The organism is Cryobacterium tepidiphilum, assembly GCF_003716325.1.
GTDB classification, from domain to species: Bacteria; Actinomycetota; Actinomycetes; order Actinomycetales; family Microbacteriaceae; genus Cryobacterium; species Cryobacterium tepidiphilum.
On the sequence record NZ_RDSR01000004.1, the window covers coordinates 1 to 16,382 of the forward strand.

A 16,382-nucleotide genomic window follows, 5' to 3' on the forward strand; every position below is an offset into this window, starting at 1 on the left:
GACTTCGTTGTCTTCGATGTTGGTGTTCGTCGAGTCGTCGTGGTTGAAGGAGTCCTCGTTGAAGGAGTCGTCCAGGGCCACGTCGACATCGGAGTCCACGTCCGTCGAGTTGTCGGAGTTGTCCGAGTTGTCGGAGTTGTCCGAGTTGTCGGAGTTGTCCGAGCTGTCGTTGAGCGAGTCGTCGACGTCCACATCCACCGAGTTGTCGGAGTTGTCGGAGTTGTCCGAGTTGTCCGAGCTGTCGTTGAAGGAGTCCTCCACGTCCGCGTCCAGCGAGTTGTCGACCGAGTTGTCCGAGTTGTCCGAGTTGTCGGAGTTGTCCGAGTTGTCGGAGTTGTCGTTCAAGGAGTCGTCAAGCTCGACGTTGGTCGAGTTGTCCGAGTTGTCCGAGTTGTCGGAGTTGTCCGAGTTGTCGGAGTTGTCGGAGTTGTCCGAGTTGTCGTTCAGCGAGTCTTCCAGTTCGACGTTCGTCGAGTTGTCGGAGTTGTCGTTCAGCGAGTCGTCCAGATCGATGTTCGTCGAGTTGTCGGAGTTGTCGTTGTTCGAGTCGTTCGTCGAGTTGTCGGAACTGTCGTTGAACGAGTCGGCCAGGTCGATGTTCACGTCGCTCACCGTGCCGCCGACCGCGATGTTCGCGTCGTCGCCGGCGCTGACATTGGTCGAGTTGTCGGTCGAGTTGTCGACATCCGCGTCGTCGCCGGCTGCCACGGCGTGGTCACCGCTCGCAATCACCGCTTCGTTGTCGAACAGCTGCGACACGTCTCCGTCGGCCCAGATGTTCTGGTTGACGGACTGGTCGGTGATCGTGTCGCGGTCGTCGACCGTCGACGTGTAGGAGTAGTTGTTGACGATGTGCATCAACTGCTGCACCGCGTGGCCGTGGTCACTGTCGGATCCGCCGCCGGAGCCGCCGCCGTCCGAGCCGGAGTCATCGCTGCCGGAGTCCGAGCCGCCGCCGGAGCCGCCGGAACCCCAGTCGCCACCGGAGTCACCGCCGGAGTCGCCACCGGAGTCACCGCCGCCGGAGTCGCCACCCATCATTCCGAGCGAAGCGTTGTTGCCACCGGTGTGGTACTCGCGGTCGAAGGAGGAGTCGATGTCGGCGTCGACGTCGACGGGGGCGTAGTCGAGGACCACAGGCATGACGGCGTCGATGTCGTCGGCACTGATGTCGCCGAGGCCGGCGTGGTCGAGAGCCTTGGCCGGGTCTTCGCGGAACGCGTCAGCGGCTTCCGGATCCCTGAGCAGATTCATGATGAAGTCGAGGAGCATGGAGGTGAGTGTGGGCATGATCGGGTTCCCTCAATCTGTGTTGACATCCACCGGGCGACCTGCCCGGCTTGCGATAAACGTACGGCCGGTGTGCAGCGTGCGGCATCCGGGATTGTCCCCCTAATGGCGGACCCCCAATGGGGGGGTTCCGTCCAGCGGGATTGGGGAGATGGGACGGTGGACCGATCAGTCCTGATTGTCGCCGTCCAGCACGACGCGCAGCCGGGTCATGAGGTCGGATCGGGTCGTGGCACCCACGCGGCGACGAATGCGCGCGATGTGGTGCTCCGCGGTGCGGGGGGAGATGAAGATCGTCTCCCCGATCTCGCGGTAGGTCTTGCCCTCGAGCACAAGGCGCGCCACTTCCCGCTCACGCGGGCTGAGACCGGTGGCATCCGCTGGTCGGGGCGCCGGCGGCGCGCTCGACGTGGTCGGTGCGTCGTGCGGCCCGTCCATCCGTACCAGCGCCGTCGCGGGGTGCAGGTCCCGGGCACAGGACAGGAGTCGGGCCATGTCGCGGCGGTCTTCGGCATGGGCGGCCGCGTGCCCCGCGAGGCGGGAGCCGTCCCAGGTCAGACCGACCGACGCCAATTCCCGCGCCGCGGACTCGACGGCCGCGGCATCGACGGTGCCGGCGAGCACCGACATCCAGCACCGCCCGGCGGCGGAGAAGGCCGAGGCCATGCGACTGCCGGCAGCGGCATGGACGAGAGCGGTCGCGTGCGGTGCGATCTCACGCGGGCGATCGGTGAGGATGGCCGCCTGGACCGCACACCACCGGAGGGGAACCGACCACAGGGGCGGCTCCCCGAGTCGCGTGAGCAGCGACCAGGCCTCGGCAAGGTGGGGTGCCAGACGGCTCGACTCCCTCAGCCTCGCAGAGGTCACCAGTAGCTCTCCGAGCGGAAGGAGGCAGTACAGGTCGACCGAGACGTGCAGCAGCCGCTCCCGGGCTTGTTTCCACGCGCGCACCAAGGCCGGACGGTCGTCGGTTCGCCGCGCCAGCCCGGCGTCGAGGGCGTGCAGCAGCAGTTCATCGCGCGGGGCAAGGGGCACTCCGGCTTCGAGTGCGTGGCTGCGAGCGTCACGTGCGGGCTCGGGTTGGTCCAACTGCATCAGGGTCCACCCGCGTAGCAGGGAGAGTCGCGGGAGCGCCGCCGGACCGCCCTGGTTCGCCGCGATCGCCGCGTCGAGCACGGAGAGGCTGACGTCGAGCTCCCCGCTGTGCAGGGCGACGAGCGCCGCAAGGGCAGCCGGCGTGTCGGGCAGCGGGGCGGTGGTGACACCAGATGCCGTGAGAGCGTCGGACGCGCGGATGAGAGCAGGCAGCGCGTGAAATGGCCGCGCCTCAAGGGAGTGCGTGATCCCCTGCCCCATCAGGTCGGCGGCGGCGGCGAGGAGCGATGGGCAATCGCCGGTGGTCGCCGAGGCGGACATCTCCGCGGCACCTGCGCGGTCACCGATACCGATCATGGCGACGGTGGCGAGAGGGGCCGACAAGCCCGCGGCGCCGGAACCCGGCCACCGGTAGGCCTCGACGCCCCGGTGGAGCATGCCGCGCCTGGCCCAGACGGATGCTGCCACGTTCGTGGCCCGCCGGAGGTCGGGTGCGTTCTCCTGCGCGAAGAGGTCGTCCAGGATGCGGGCGGCGGCGTCGAGATCGCCCGTCGCGGCGGCTGCCTGCGCGCGGCGGGCCGCCAGATTCCACTCGTCGGCGCCCGCGCCCTGCGCCTCGTCATACAGCGCGCGTGCGAGCGCAGGACGGTCGGCCAGTGCCTTGTCGCCGGCGCGCTCGAGCGCATGCGCCACCCGGGCATCCCTGAATCCGCTCCGGGCCAGTTGACGGGCAACCGCATCCAGCGGATGGCCGCCCTCCTGCAATCCGTCGACGAGCTTGCGCTGAAGAGCACGGATGCGGTGCGCGGGCGTTGCCGCCAGGAGCGACTGGGCCACCGAGGCGGGGATGTTGCCGTCTGCGTCCAAGTAGCCGCCCTCCTCGGCTTCGCTGATGAGGTCGTCGATGTCCCACCCGGGCGGGAGTGGCGGCGAAAGCGGACCCGCGAAGTCGAAGCCCACGGCGTAAGCGAGGAGGAACGCCCGCAGCTCCTGACCGATCTGGCCGAGCTGCCGGTCGGGCGATCCGTCGCGGGCACCCGGGTGCAGGTCGGGAGTGGCGGCGAGGAACCGGGCGTCGGGAGCCGCGGTGATGTCGGTCACCCGGCCGCGGAGCCCGGCGCCAGGACGCGGCGCATCTTCGCTCCGTATCGGCTCGCGCACCGGACTACCCTTCCGCTGCCGGTTGCATTGCCGCTGCCGGTTGCATTGCCGGGTCCGCCGGGTCGGCGGCACCGGGTTCGGCAGGTTCGGCGGGAGGGTCGGTTTCGGCCGGGCCGGGGTCGACCGGGTCGGCCGTCGGGGTCGGCGTCGGAGTCGGCGTCTCAGTCTCTGTCGGCGTCGGAGTTGGGGTGGGTGTCGGCGTCTCAGTCGGCGTCTCAGTCGGCGTCGGTGTCGGCGTCGGAGTGGGGGTTGGCGTCGGGGTTGGTGTTGGTGTCGGTGTTGGTGTCGAAGTGGGAGTCGGGGGCGGTGTGTGGGTCGGGGTTGGCGTGGGCGTAGCACTCGGACGCGTTGTCGGCTCGGGCGTTTCCGGCGGACGGGAGGTCGGACGAGGCGATCCGGTACTAGGCCGGGGCTGGGCGTCGGATCCGCTGCGTGGGCTGACGTCTGACACGTTCTCGACCGACAGCGGCGGACTCACGTACTCGTCGTCCTGGGTACCGGGTGCGGCATACAGGTCCGGGCTCGGCGACGGCACCGGTTCCTCGGGTGCCGGGGCGGGAGCCGGCTTCGGCTTGGCGGTCGATGTGCCGGGAGCCGCGGCGAGGGCGGCACCCGGGTCCGACACGCTGTGGTCGGGTGACGGGCCGGCGGGGGCATCCGTTGTCTGCGGCGAACTCTGTTTCGTGCCCGCGCTCGCGTCGGCACTCAGCAGGGTGATGCCGGCGAAATGGGAGGCGGTGCCGGTGGCCACCATCAACGACGCAACGACGGCGGCGACTGTCGCGACCCGCACCGCCGTGCGGTGGCCGGGTCGCACGACCCTGGCCGGCTTCAGCGCCGACTCCCCGGCTGCCGGGACGCCGGCGAGCGCCGCCGGCTCGGGCACGGGATGCTGTTCCGCGAAAGCCGCAGCAGCGGCGAAGGCGGCTCCGAGACAGATCGAGGCTTTGGGGTCGGTGTCGATCGCGATGGGCCGGGCCAACTCGCCGGAGAGCATCTGGGCGATCAGAGGTACGCGGGACGACCCGCCCACCAGGAGGATGGCGTCCAGGTCGTCGATGTCGCAGCCTGCCGTGTGCACCGAGTGCCGGAGCGCGGTGATGGTCTCGCCGACGGGCCCCTCGATCATGCCCTCGAACTCGGAGCGCACCAGGCGCACCTGGGATTGCGCGCCGGGCAGGAGCACGGGAATGGAGGCTTCGGAGTCGTAGGAGAGTGCTTCTTTCGCCTCCACGCACTCCCGGCGCACTCGTGCGAGGGCGGCGAGAACGTCGGGATCGGTGAGGTCGAGGTTGCGGAGGGGCTCGCCGACGCTGGCCACGACATGTTCGAACACCGCCTGGTCGAAGTCGGCGCCGCCCAGCCGCTCGATGCCCTCTGGCTCCCCGAGCACGGTGAAGCTCTCTGACGACTGCTTACGGACGATCGCGACATCGAATGTTCCGCCGCCGAAGTCGTAGACGGCGATCGTGCTGCCGACCTCAAGCCGTTCCTGCGAGGCGTACTGAAGGGCCGCCGCCTCGGGTTCGCTGAGGAGTGTGGCGTCGGCGAGCCCCTCCTGGCCGAGCGCCTCGCGAACGAGCCTGATCTTGTATTCGCCCCAGCTCGCCGGCCGGGTGAGAATGACGGCATCGGGCTCCGCGCCCTCCCGTTCGGCCGCACGATCCGCCACCCATCGGGCCATGCGCGCGTACAGCGTCTCAGGCGCGAGGGCGCGGTCCCCCACGATTATCGGCACGCTGTCGCCGATGCGGCGCTTGAACTCACGCACCACGAGATCGGGTCGATCGAGCCCGCGCCTCTCCGCCGCCTCGCCGACCAGCACCTGTCCGTCCTCGCCGAAGTAGAGGACGGAGGGCACAGCGGCGTTCCGCGACCCGAGGGTCAGTGCCTGCGACCTGGACTGCCCGGGGTCGCCGACGTGGCCCACGGCCGCTGCCGTGAAACTCGTTCCGATGTCAATGCCAAGGACGTACGCCATTGTTTCCTTCAAATGAGCAATCATCAGGATTGCCCACTCAGGCTAACACCGGAGTGCCCGCATGTGCCACCTCTTCGGGGGCCGTGATGACCAGAATTGCAGATCGTGCGCTCCACGTCGACCCATCGCCCGTCGCCCGCAGCCGCAACCCGTCAACTAACGTCTTCTGTGGGGCTATGACACCAGCGAGCAGAGTCCCAGGAAAGGCTGGCGGATGCTGCTCTCCCCCGCACCCGACCCCCGCGTCATCCACGCCGCAGACGGTGTCGACCTCGCCACCTACGAGTTCGGTAACGCCGGCGCCCCGCCCGTGCTCGCCGTTCACGGATTCGCGTCAAGCGCATCCGCCAATTGGCTCGACACCGGATGGGTCCGGGATGTGACACGTGCGGGCTTCCGCGTGATCGGCTACGACCAGCGCGGGCACGGCGCCAGCGGCAAGCCGCATTCACCCTCGGCATACTCCGTCGAGATCCTCGCAGCGGATGTCGACGCGGTGCTGCACGCGTATTGTGTGGACCGCGTCGCCTACCTCGGTTACTCGCTCGGCGCCCGCGTGGGCTGGCAGGCGGCGCACATCTGGCCGCGGCGCATCACTCGGGCGGTTCTCGGTGGCATCCCCAGTGGCGACCCACTTCGCCGGTTCCGGCTCGACTCGGCCCGCGACTTCATCGCCCACGGCGCCGTGGTCTCCGACCGGCTCACGTCGACATATCTCGACATGGCAGGGCGGATCCCCGGGAACGACCTCGAAGCGCTCGTCGCCCTGGTCGAGGGCATGCGCGGCGGCACGGAGCCGAGCGCACTGAACGCACCGGCACAGCCGGTGCTCTTCGCCACCGGCAGCGAGGATCGGATCTTGCCGGCCTCTCAGGAACTCGCAGGGATCGCACCGCGCGGCAGGTTCTTCGAGATTCCCGGGCGCAACCATTTCAACGCGCCGACGGCCCGCCCGTTCCGCTCTGCGGCGATCGCATTCTTGGCTGAGCAGAACGCGTAGTCGCTACTCCGGGAGGAGTATCGGCAGGGCCGCTCGCGCCATGTCGCCATGCGAGTGGGCGATGCCTGGAACGACGATGAGCCTCCAGTTGAAGGTGGCCGATTCTCCCGCGTACTCGCGCGCCGTGCGGTAGAAGTTGAGGCCGCGCGCGAGGCGATCCGTTCCCTGCTGGTCGGTGTGCCGATCACGTTGCAGCGAGGAATCGTGGGGATCGATGTCGTCGGCACCGAGCAGGATCACGAGCTGTCGTTTGAACGCCTCCTTCATGTCGTCCGCCCGCACCGGTGCCCCCTTCATCCCATAGGGAAACCGGACCGACTCGTCGAGGACGGTGTACCAGCCGGCGTTGGCGGCGACCGCGATCGTCGCCTTGGTTTCAGGCATGAACTCCATGAACCGGTGCACGAACTGCGCGCCGGCGGAGTGCCCGAAGAGCTCGTAACCGGTGGCACTGCTGTGGGTTTCGGCCACAACGGAGGCGAACAACGACTCGATCATGTTGAAGCTCCACTCCGCCTGCGGCTGCAGATGGCCGTCCTCGTCGATGATGCTTCCGAGGTTGTAGGAGGAGACACCCGGGTAGTCGTCCTCGGAGAACTCCGGAACGAGAAGCAGTGTGTTCCGGTTCTTGAGCAGCGGCACCCAATCGGCGCGATAGTCCTCGCCGTCGCGCTGGGTTCCCGTCATCACGATCAGAATGCGCGCGTTCGCCAGGTCGGCCGGGGCGTTGTACCAAACGTGAAGAGGACGCCCGGCCAGCTTCCCCGCGCCTTCAAACGTGAAGTCGCCGTTCCCGGTCCGCGTGATCGACTTCTGCGCGATGTGTGTCGGTGGTGATGCGGACATGGCGGGACTTCTTCCGTTGTCAGTGCCTGCAGAACGTGGTGGGGAGCCGACGGTGCACCCCGAGAGGGCGAGGGCCGCTGCAGTGATCGCGATGGTCGCGGGGACGAGGAGCCGCCTGCGCACGTCAACCGTCGCGTTTCGTGAAACAGTCGCACGGCATCCGCGCCTTGTCGCCCTGGACGAAGAACCCTTGGTTGATGGTCGGCGCGACCACGCGGAGTTTGTCGGGGCTGCAGGGCACGGGGACATAGTTGGTGATCAGATTGTCGGTGAGAATGCACTGGAGGGTGAGTTGCGTCGGCCCCCGCCGATGGAGCTCCACGCTGAATACCAGCCCGATTCCCTCCCGGCCGAAGCCCTTGAACCGCCCCGGAGCGCCGAAGACGAAGTTGCCGAGGCTGTAGACCACGGGGACGCCATCGATGACGTCCATCGGTCCGTCGATGTGCGGCCCGGTGCCGATGATGAGGTCGTAGCCGGCGTCGACCAGCAGCCTTGCCCAGTAGCGCTGTTGCAGGTTCGTGTCCGTGTAGTTGTCGCCCCAGTGCACGTAGGCCACGACCCAGTCGGCGCCGGCCGCGCGTGCCAGGTCGTATCCGCGTTGCACGGATTCGGGGCTGAAGACCACGGTGCCGGCATGGTCGTCCGCTGCCCTGCTGAGCTGTCCGAAGTTCTCGCCGAGCGCCACGATTCCCACCGTGCCGAGGTCGGAGTGAAGGATCAGCGGCCTCTCGGCTTCGGCCAGGGTCGCACCCGCGCCGAAGGTGACGACGCCGTTCGCTCGGGCGAATCGCTCGGTGTCCCGCAGGCCGGCCACGCCCATGTCCATGGCGTGGTTGTTCCCCAGCCCGAAGGCGTCCACTCCCGCCTTCTTCAGCGCGGCGGCTGCGACGGGCTTGGAATTGTACGAGTACGACTTGCCGGGATCGGCGGGGATAGTCTGCTCGCCGATGGGCGCTTCCGCGTTGGCGACGGTGAAGTCGCCGTCGAGCATGGGAGCCACCTTCGACAGCGTCCAGCCGTATCCGTACGCGTTCAGTAACGGCTGTGCACCGTCACCGAGCATGGTGTCGCCGACGAACTGGATACTCCAGGTGTCGTTGGCCCCGATGTCGACGGCGTGGTCGATGGATTCGACGGCCAAGGTGCTGTGTGCACTGAAATCGATGACCATGGTGGCGACGATCGCCGCCGCCGCGAGTGTGCAGATCGCGATCAGGATGCGGTCGCGAAGGCGTGCCCTTTTCATGAGTGCATCCTGTTCTGACTGATGGCGGCACCGGACAGCGCCTGGGATCGATGAACGAAATCGACCACCCGTGACACCAGGTCGCCTCGGTGGACGGCGCTCGTGAACGAATGGGCGGTACCGGGCAGCAGGTCGAATGACACCCTGGACGGCCGGTGCCGGACGGATGCGACGGACTCCAGATGATCGACCCAGCGGAGCGCGCGCGCGAGACGGTTATCGCCTTGCGCTTGGTCCAATCCGCCTCCGGTGGCGAGGGTGCCCGTGCGTTCCACGTCCAGTTCCCCGACGAGCACGTGAATGGGCAACCGCAAGAACGCCTCAACATCCGGGCGCTCGCCGGCGCTGAGGATGCTGGGGCGAATGCCGTAGGGGAATGGACGGTTGTCGTCGAGGTACGTGTAGTAGCCCGCGGAGGCGGCGACGACGCGACGAACCCGCCCGGGCGCATACAGCGCGAAGCGGTGGGCGAACTGGGCGCCCCCGGAGAATCCGCAGAGGGCCACGCGATCGGTGCTGAGTCCCAGCACGTTGTCGGCGTCGGCCAGCGTGCTCTCGAGTGCGCGCAGTGCGGACAGCGGACCGGCCGCGCCCGCCAGCCGCTGGTAGCCGGGAAAGGCGTCGACGGGAAAGGTGGGAACGATCAGGGGCATGCCCAGGGTGGTGGCATGTGGAAGGAAAGCGCGGAACATCCGGCCCGTGTTCCGCCGGCTGCCGTGGATCAGCACCAGGGGGGACACCAGGCGCCGGGAGCGTGGGACGAACGCCCAGTAGGTCAACGGTGGCTCTCCGGATGATTCGTGAACGGTTAGGAAACCAGCGCCGGTTTCCATGGTGCTCCCTTCCGCTCCGCCAGCCACAACTGATCGCGGTACTCATCACCGCTGAGCACCTGCGTGACGCGGCCTCCTGCCATCACCACCACCGCGTCGGCGAGTGCGATCTCCTGCGGATCATGCGTCGCCAGGACGGCGGTGCCCGCATGCCGGCGGAGGAGTGCGATGAAGGCATCCTTCCCCGATCGGTCCAGACCATCTGTGGGTTCGTCCAGGACCAGAATCGGCGGATTGCCCATGAGCGCGCGCGCCAGTGCGATACGTTGCCGTTGGCTCACGGACAGGTTGCGGCCGCCCTCCGTCACCCAGGTGTTGATACCGTCGGGAAGTTCGGCCAGGACGTCATCGAGTCCGCTGGCGCGTACGACGCGCTCCACTTCATCGTCGTCGGCGTCGGGCAGCGCGTAGGTGATGTTCCGGCGCACCGTGCCGCGCATGAGGGGAAGGTCCGGCCCGACCACGCCCACTCGCCGCGCCACGGAGTCGGGGATGGTCTGGGCCAGGGGCTGGCCGTCCACGATGACGCTTCCCTCGGTCGGTTCCACCATACGGGCCAGGAGCCCGAGCAGCGTCGACTTACCGGCACCCCCGGGGCCCGTCACGGCGACGAGCTGCCCCGGCTCAACGTGCAGGACGATGTCGTGCAGTGCGCCGGACACGGTCACGGAATCGAAACGGATGTCGCCCTTGCGCACGCGCATCCGTTCCAAGCTCAACCGATCGATGGGGCGGCTGGAGCTACGCAGGTATTCGGCGATCTTCTGCTCAGAGACCTGCGCACGGTGCCAGTAGTCGTGTGCGAGCCCCAGGCGGTGAACCGGGCCCGACAGCTGGCGCGCAACGACCACGAAGGCGACGACCAGGCCGACCGATGCCGTTCCCCTGCGGATCTCGAACATGCCCACCGTGAGCACGACGCCGACGACGATCAACGAGAACGCCGTCGAGATACCGCGCAGGTATCCGCGCAAGCGGGCCACCCGGATCAGGGCGCGGGTGAGGGCGTCGTTCTGACGGGAGAGCCTGGCGAACTCACCCGCGGAGCGGCCGAACACCTGCACGACCGCGTGGGCATTGAGCTGCTCGTCGATATTGCTCATCACGAGCGAACGCCGGCGGCGCATGGCGCGGGTCGCCCGCCGCATGGCGCGCCCGGCCGCGAGGGACAGGGCCGCCCCGGTGCAGAGCGCGGCGAGGATCGCCAGCGTCATCCAACTGCTGAGGAACATCAACACGCCGAGCGTGCCGACGAGGACGACGGCTGCCATGATGCCGCCGAGGATGCCGTGGCTGATCCACATGCGCGTCATTGAGAGGTCGCCCAGAAACCGGAGCAGCAGTCCTCCGCGCGCGCGTCCCTGCAGTTGACGAGGGGTCATTCCCTGCAGGTGCCGGTACATCTTCATGCGCAGGTCCCGGACGATCCGGTACCCGACCGCCTCGGTCACCGAGAACTCCCGGGATCGCAGCCACCCGTGGACCAGGGCGACCACGCCGAGGAGGGCCACTTCCCCCAGCGCCACCCGGAAGGCCGCCTCGGCGGCCTCCCCGACCACTGCGGGTACGAGTGCGTTGACCACGGACCGGAGCAGGAGGACAAAGGACACCAGCGTGATGACCTGTCCGATTCCGAGGACGACGACGATGACGATGGAGCGCCTGGGGATGCGGAACAGCCCTTTCGCCGCTCCCATCAGGCACCCCTCTGGCGCATGACGTGGGCATTGAGCGCGAGGACGCGCTTCGGGGCGAGCCGGCTGCCAAGCGGTGTGACCTCGTCGCTGGGCATGCGGACGGCCTTCTTGGCCGCTGTGCTGGTGAGTATCGTGTCCTCGATGCGTGCGGCCCCGGGTCGGAGCAGCCCCGACAGCCCGAGGAGGTCTGCGGAGAGGGCGGGCGTGCTGAGTTCCTGCAGACCGAGCACGGGCAGGCCTGTCGCATCCGCTGTCTCGCGGATCGCGAGCGGCGATCGCGTGACCAGACCGGATACGGCAACGACGTTATGGCCCAGCGACCGAAGGTGTGAGACTCCGGCGGCGGCCCCCATCGCGTCGGGCGCGGCGAAGATGACCACGTCGATCTTCGCGTGGAATACGGGGCAATCGAGCAGGCGTGACGTTTCCGACTGGTAGATCCCGTCGGCGACCTCGACGAAGTTCACCATGGAACCGGAGTCGGTGAGGTGGTCCAGCAGTTCGCCGAACTTGCGCTCAAGGAGATCCATCGGCTGTAGGTAGGTCGACGACATCCCGACATCGGTGAAGTCGAGCATGCGGTGGGCGCCCGCGTCGAGCATGCACCAGTAGTCGTTTCCGGAACCGGTGCCGGTCACCTTGGTCGCACCGACACGGATGCCGGCCCTGCTGAGTCCGTGCACCAGGTAGTGGATGGTGGTGGTCTTGCCGGAATTCATTGCCGTACCGATGACCGCGATGGTGCGGGGCGGGGTCCGATCCACGAGGACAGGATCCAGCGCGAAGTCCATGACATTGAGTGGACGACCCCGGTCATCCCCGACCAGCCCGACAGGAACGATCTCGGTCGCCGTGCGGACGGCTTGGCTTCGGGTGATGACCTGAGAGGCGATACCGCCGGAGGCGACCAGTTGGGTGCGCTTCAGGGTGCTCGGCACCCGGGACTCGAACTGGTCCGTGGCATACCGATCGCCATACGTGACGATGATCTCGTCGCCGAGGTGAAGCACGGCCCGTCGCCCGTTCGGCTCCTCGATATGCCGGTGATGGCCGAGCCGGGCGATGCGCGCCAGCACCAGGTCTCCGGTGCGGGGGCGAATGGCCCCGCCGATGATCGTTCGCATGGCATCGTGCGGCACGCGCCGCGTGGTGAAGGCCGGCTTGGCGGCCTCGCGCTGCGTCTCGTCGAGGGTTTGGACCCAGATGCGTCGTCGGGTAGACATGGGGCTCCTTTTCGCGTGGTCGCTTCCTTGTGCCACGCGTCGTCACTCCGCCGGGCCGCGGAACAACGGATTACCCCCCGTTCGGGTGGTAGGCGACATATTCTCAAAATTGTTATGCGCAGCACAAGCATTTGGTCCGCATCCGTTCGTTCATTGCGGCCGATCACCTCTCGGCTTTACCGTGGTGCCATGTCATTGCGCTTCGAAGAGGTCGTTGTGGACTGTTCCTGAATGTCCCCGAGCCGAAGACGGTGAAGAACCGGCTGCACCTCGATTTCGTGCCGGATGATCAAGCCGCCGAGGTCGAACGGCTCGTGGCCCTGGGCGCCCGGCACGTCGACATCGGCCAGGGCGAACAGACCTGGGTGGTGCTGGCCGACCCGGAGGGCAACGAGTTCTGCGTGCTGAGCGCGCGCTCCTGATCCGGCTGGATGAGAAAGTGGAGGACGAGGGCGGCCGATGGATCACCTTCGGAGTGCTGCCACTTCGCCAGCGCCTGTCTCTGTACCTCTGGGTCGCTGTCCCCGGCGTGTCCCTGTTGGTGATCCTCTGCGTGGAGTTCGTGCTTCAGGTCTCGTTCCGCCTCTTCGGCTCTTTCGGATACCTGATCCTCATTCTTGTCGCTATCCCGCTCTCGGGAATCATCCTCGTTGTGTACCTGGCGTCCAAGCGCGCTCCGCAGGTCGATTTCGAGGAGGGGAAGCTCCGCGTAGGACATCGGACGCTCGCCCTCGGTGACATCGATACAGCCTCGCTCGTCGTCTTCGACAAGCGCGGTCGGCGCTTGATGGCGCTCAGTCTCGGCACGATGAAGGGGCCGAGCGCCCTCGTCTACCTCCTGGGAGCGGATGGCCCGGTGCTGTCAGCGCGGGACCAGGCAATCCTCGTGCGCCTCCTGGAGCAGACGTCCATCGCGATGCCCACCAGCCCTGACGACCCGACAGGCCGGTTCGCGCGCTACACCTTTCCCGGGCACCTCGACCGGGAGGCCGCGATCGAGGTCGTGAGGAAACCACCGGCGGTCGGCGATCAGCTTCCCGTCTCGTACTGATCTCGCCACCGGCGGAATTCGGGCGCGAATGCCATCGCAGGCGTAGCCTCGGAGCCGACCGAGGAACGGAGTGATGATGACGACATCGACGAAGAAGAGCGTGAGCAACGCGCGCGTGATCCTGCTGGCGCTGGCCGGAGCCCTCGGCGGCTTCCTCTTCGGCTTCGACTCGTCGGTCATCAACGGTGCAGTGGATGCCATCCAGGGATCCTTCGAGCTCTCCCCCGCGGTCACCGGGTTCGCCGTTGCCGTCGCCCTGCTCGGCTGCGCGGTCGGCGCCTACCTGGGCGGCGGATTCGCCGACCGGTGGGGCCGCATCCGCGTCATGATCCTGGGCGCGGCGTTGTTCCTGGTGTCGTCGATCGGTTCGGGGCTGGCCTTCGGCGTGTTCGATCTCATCATCTGGCGACTCATCGGAGGCCTTGGCATCGGCATCGCCTCGGTCATCGCCCCGGCGTACATCGCCGAGATCTCGCCGCGCCAGATCCGAGGACGGCTCGCGTCGCTGCAGCAGCTGGCGATCACGCTCGGCATCTTCGCCGCACTGCTTTCCGACGCGCTCTTCGCCGCCTCGGCAGGAGGCGCCGAAGGCCAGCTGTGGTTCGGCCTTGAGGCGTGGCGCTGGATGTTCATGGCCTGCGCCGTGCCGGCCGTCGTCTACGGCATCGTCGCTTTCACGCTGCCCGAGTCGCCCCGCTACCTCGTGCTGAAAGACCGCGAGGAGGAAGCCCGGGGCATTATCGCGCGCATCTGGCCGGGCGGCGAGGAAGACCGCGCCATCCGCGACATCCACGACGCCATCGCGAACGACCGACGGGCCGAGCGGAGCGGTTCGCTGCGCGGCAAGGCCTTCGGGCTGAAGCCGATCGTCTGGACGGGGATCATCCTCTCGGTGTTCCAGCAGTTCGTCGGCATCAACGTGATCTTCTACTACTCGACGACGCTGTGGCAGGCCGTGGGCTTCAAGGAGTCGCAGTCGTTCGTGATCAGCGTGATCACGTCGATCACCAACGTGGCGGTCACGTTCGTCGCCATCCTGCTCGTCGACCGCATCGGGCGCCGCCCCATCCTGCTCGCCGGATCGGTCGGCATGACCCTGTCACTCGGCGCGCTGGCGCTTGCTTTCTCCCAGGCATCCGTCGTCAACGGCCAACCGGACCTGCCCGGCGCCTGGGGGCCGATCGCCCTCGTCGGTGCCAACGTCTTCGTTGTGTGCTTCGGGGCGTCGTGGGGCCCGCTGGTGTGGGTGCTGCTCGGCGAGATCTTCCCGAACGACATCCGGGCGAAGGCCCTCGGAATCGGCGCGGCAGCGCAGTGGATCGCCAACTTCATCGTGACGGTGACGTTCCCGCCGCTCGCTGCCGCATCGCTGCCGTTGACCTACGGCCTGTACACGTTGTTCGCGGCGTTGTCGTTCGTATTCGTGCTCACGAAGATCCCCGAGACCAACGGGATGTCGCTGGAAGAGGCCAACGCCATCCTTCCGCCGAAGAACTCCGCGAAGCGGAAGGACCCGGCCGTCTCACGCTCTCATCCGTGAGTTACGCACTTTGCACCTTCGTCCGGCGCAGAAAGGTGCGAACTCCGCACGTCAACGGATGCGGGCCCGCTCAGGCGCGTGGCTCGTCGACGATCCCGACAAACCGGCTGCCGATGCCGTCGACCTCGCTGCGACTGAACCCGGAGGCGGGCTCGGGAAGTTCGTCGTAGCCGTGGTGCGCGCAGGTGAGGTAGCTGAACGCCGGCCACCACTTCTTAGGTCGGGCCGCCTCCGAGAAGCCGCACACGTCACAGGTCAGCTGCACCCACACGGGCTTCCTGCCGGTGCGGTTCGCGCGCGACTGCAGCAACCATGCCGGCGGATTCTCTTCCAGGTCGGCGAAGGCGGCCTCTGACATGCGCACGGGGATGCCGTGCCGGCTCGCCATCTCCAGCGGGATGTCCAGGCGCAGCGCTGCTTCTCGTCTCGTGATCATCACCCTCAACGATACGGCTGCCGGCAGCACGGCCACTCCTCCTCGTCGCTGACCGTGCGGAGAACGGCTGACTGCCGCTGCCGGCGTGGAAGAATGAGCCCATGCCGGACTCCTCCCCCCTCGGACTGCTCCTCGACGTCGACGGGCCCATCGCGAGCCCGGTCAGCCGCACGATCGCGACGCCGACCATCATCGATGACCTGATCACCCTCGCGGCGGCCGACGTTCCCATCGCCTTCATCACCGGGCGGAGCGCCGATTTCATCCGCCACCAGGTCGTGGCGCCGCTCCTCGCCGCCGGGCTGCCCGAACGCATCCGCATGTACGGTGTGTGCGAAAAGGGGGCAGTTTGGTTCCCCATCACCAGCGCCGGCATGGGCGAGGTCGTGGTCGACCACAGCGTCGCGCTTCCCGCCGCGGTCGTCTCCGAGGTGCGCGCCCTCGTGACGGCGACCTACGCCGACACCATGTTCTTCGACGAGACCAAGCGCGCCATGGTGTCGGTCGAACAGCGAACGGATGCCTCGCCCGAGGCGTACCTGCCGGCCCAGGAGGCGTTCAACGACGAGGCCTTCGCGCTCCTCGTCGCGCAGGGTCTCGGTGTGCGCTACCGGGATCGCACGTCGCCTGACGCGAACGGCGAGGTCCCCTTCCGCCTGGACCCCACGATCATCTCCACCGACATCGAATCGGTGACGCTCGACAAGGACCGCGGCGCCGAGCGGGCCCTGGCGTTCTTCGCGGAGTCCGGGGAGCTGCCGACCGTCTGGCGTTCCGTCGGCGACTCCCGCAGCGACTACCTGATGGCCGACCACCTGCACGCGGCAGGATACGACGTGGCCCACGTCGACGTGCGACCGGCCGACGGCGTGCTGGAGCGCCCGTACCCCGTGATCGTGATCGGCGAGGAGATCCACGACGAGGCCGGGGCGAGCTTCCTCGACTACTGGGTCAACAAGCTGGGACTCCGCTAGCCG

The 16,382-nt window shown here is 67.7% G+C and carries 13 protein-coding genes and 1 pseudogene; 5 read left to right on the top strand and 9 right to left on the bottom strand.

What is annotated here, in order from left to right:
- From EEJ31_RS13825 to EEJ31_RS03325, 3 genes are all read right to left on the bottom strand, one after another.
- Positions 1-1,290 (bottom strand): IniB N-terminal domain-containing protein (locus tag EEJ31_RS13825; RefSeq protein ID WP_158603890.1); only part of this gene is annotated, 1,290 nt, incomplete at its 3' end.
- A gap of 168 nt (positions 1,291-1,458) precedes the next feature.
- Positions 1,459-3,549 carry a helix-turn-helix domain-containing protein gene (locus EEJ31_RS03320; RefSeq protein WP_233563709.1) on the bottom strand — a complete coding sequence of 697 codons (2,091 nt, stop codon included), beginning with the start codon at positions 3,547-3,549 and terminating at the stop codon, positions 1,459-1,461.
- Between the two features lie 4 nt (positions 3,550-3,553).
- Positions 3,554-5,530: an Hsp70 family protein gene (locus tag EEJ31_RS03325; protein WP_123044883.1), complete on the bottom strand. Its 1,977-nt coding sequence runs from the start codon at positions 5,528-5,530 to the stop codon at positions 3,554-3,556.
- A gap of 214 nt (positions 5,531-5,744) precedes the next feature.
- Between EEJ31_RS03325 and EEJ31_RS03330 the strand changes: the two genes are divergently transcribed.
- Positions 5,745-6,530 (top strand): alpha/beta fold hydrolase, encoded by a 786-nt coding sequence (locus EEJ31_RS03330; protein ID WP_123044884.1) that lies wholly within the window; start codon positions 5,745-5,747, stop codon positions 6,528-6,530.
- 3 nt (positions 6,531-6,533) lie between these two features.
- Here the strand turns inward: EEJ31_RS03330 and EEJ31_RS03335 are convergent, their stop codons facing one another.
- The 5 genes from EEJ31_RS03335 to EEJ31_RS03355 all read right to left on the bottom strand — a co-directional run bounded on the left by EEJ31_RS03335 (position 6,534) and on the right by EEJ31_RS03355 (position 12,378).
- Positions 6,534-7,376, bottom strand: coding sequence for a hypothetical protein (locus tag EEJ31_RS03335; RefSeq protein WP_123044885.1), 843 nt, complete (start codon positions 7,374-7,376; stop codon positions 6,534-6,536).
- A gap of 124 nt (positions 7,377-7,500) precedes the next feature.
- Positions 7,501-8,625, bottom strand: coding sequence for a CapA family protein (locus EEJ31_RS03340; RefSeq protein ID WP_123044886.1), 1,125 nt, complete (start codon positions 8,623-8,625; stop codon positions 7,501-7,503).
- Positions 8,622-9,404, bottom strand: coding sequence for an alpha/beta fold hydrolase (locus EEJ31_RS03345; RefSeq protein ID WP_123044887.1), 783 nt, complete (start codon positions 9,402-9,404; stop codon positions 8,622-8,624). Before EEJ31_RS03345 ends, EEJ31_RS03340 begins: the two co-directional genes overlap by 4 nt.
- Positions 9,405-9,433: 29 nt before the next feature.
- Positions 9,434-11,155: an ABC transporter ATP-binding protein gene (locus EEJ31_RS03350; RefSeq protein ID WP_123044888.1), complete on the bottom strand. Its 1,722-nt coding sequence runs from the start codon at positions 11,153-11,155 to the stop codon at positions 9,434-9,436.
- Positions 11,155-12,378 carry a P-loop NTPase family protein gene (locus tag EEJ31_RS03355; protein WP_199727259.1) on the bottom strand — a complete coding sequence of 408 codons (1,224 nt, stop codon included), beginning with the start codon at positions 12,376-12,378 and terminating at the stop codon, positions 11,155-11,157. Before EEJ31_RS03355 ends, EEJ31_RS03350 begins: the two co-directional genes overlap by 1 nt.
- A 221-nt stretch (positions 12,379-12,599) precedes the next feature.
- Here EEJ31_RS03355 and EEJ31_RS03360 point away from each other — a divergent pair.
- The 3 genes and pseudogenes from EEJ31_RS03360 to EEJ31_RS03370 all read left to right on the top strand — a co-directional run.
- A pseudogene (locus tag EEJ31_RS03360) lies at positions 12,600-12,800 on the top strand (VOC family protein); the annotation flags it as partial.
- A gap of 17 nt (positions 12,801-12,817) precedes the next feature.
- Positions 12,818-13,429: a hypothetical protein gene (locus EEJ31_RS03365; RefSeq protein WP_123044889.1), complete on the top strand. Its 612-nt coding sequence runs from the start codon at positions 12,818-12,820 to the stop codon at positions 13,427-13,429.
- 73 nt (positions 13,430-13,502) lie between these two features.
- Positions 13,503-14,969: a sugar porter family MFS transporter gene (locus EEJ31_RS03370; protein WP_407643193.1), complete on the top strand. Its 1,467-nt coding sequence runs from the start codon at positions 13,503-13,505 to the stop codon at positions 14,967-14,969.
- Positions 14,970-15,039: 70 nt separating this feature from the next.
- Here EEJ31_RS03370 and EEJ31_RS03375 read toward each other — a convergent pair whose 3' ends face one another.
- Positions 15,040-15,405 carry a hypothetical protein gene (locus EEJ31_RS03375; RefSeq protein ID WP_123045044.1) on the bottom strand — a complete coding sequence of 122 codons (366 nt, stop codon included), beginning with the start codon at positions 15,403-15,405 and terminating at the stop codon, positions 15,040-15,042.
- A gap of 101 nt (positions 15,406-15,506) precedes the next feature.
- Here EEJ31_RS03375 and EEJ31_RS03380 point away from each other — a divergent pair, with 101 nt between their 5' ends.
- Complete coding sequence (locus EEJ31_RS03380) at positions 15,507-16,379, top strand: hypothetical protein (protein ID WP_123044890.1); 873 nt, start codon at positions 15,507-15,509, stop codon at positions 16,377-16,379.
- Positions 16,380-16,382 lie beyond the last annotated feature (3 nt).

Bases quoted from the DNA above. Each gene is read 5' to 3' on its own strand.
- EEJ31_RS03325 (WP_123044883.1), bottom strand. From the start codon at position 5,530: ATGGCGTACGTCCTTGGCATTGACATCGGAACGAGTTTCACGGCAGCG.
- EEJ31_RS03330 (WP_123044884.1), top strand. From the start codon at position 5,745: ATGCTGCTCTCCCCCGCACCCGACCCCCGCGTCATCCACGCCGCAGAC.
- EEJ31_RS03335 (WP_123044885.1), bottom strand. From the start codon at position 7,376: ATGTCCGCATCACCACCGACACACATCGCGCAGAAGTCGATCACGCGG.
- EEJ31_RS03340 (WP_123044886.1), bottom strand. From the start codon at position 8,625: ATGAAAAGGGCACGCCTTCGCGACCGCATCCTGATCGCGATCTGCACA.
- EEJ31_RS03350 (WP_123044888.1), bottom strand. From the start codon at position 11,155: ATGGGAGCGGCGAAAGGGCTGTTCCGCATCCCCAGGCGCTCCATCGTC.
- EEJ31_RS03355 (WP_199727259.1), bottom strand. From the start codon at position 12,378: ATGTCTACCCGACGACGCATCTGGGTCCAAACCCTCGACGAGACGCAG.
- EEJ31_RS03370 (WP_407643193.1), top strand. From the start codon at position 13,503: ATGATGACGACATCGACGAAGAAGAGCGTGAGCAACGCGCGCGTGATC.
- EEJ31_RS03375 (WP_123045044.1), bottom strand. From the start codon at position 15,405: ATGATCACGAGACGAGAAGCAGCGCTGCGCCTGGACATCCCGCTGGAG.
- EEJ31_RS03380 (WP_123044890.1), top strand. From the start codon at position 15,507: ATGCCGGACTCCTCCCCCCTCGGACTGCTCCTCGACGTCGACGGGCCC.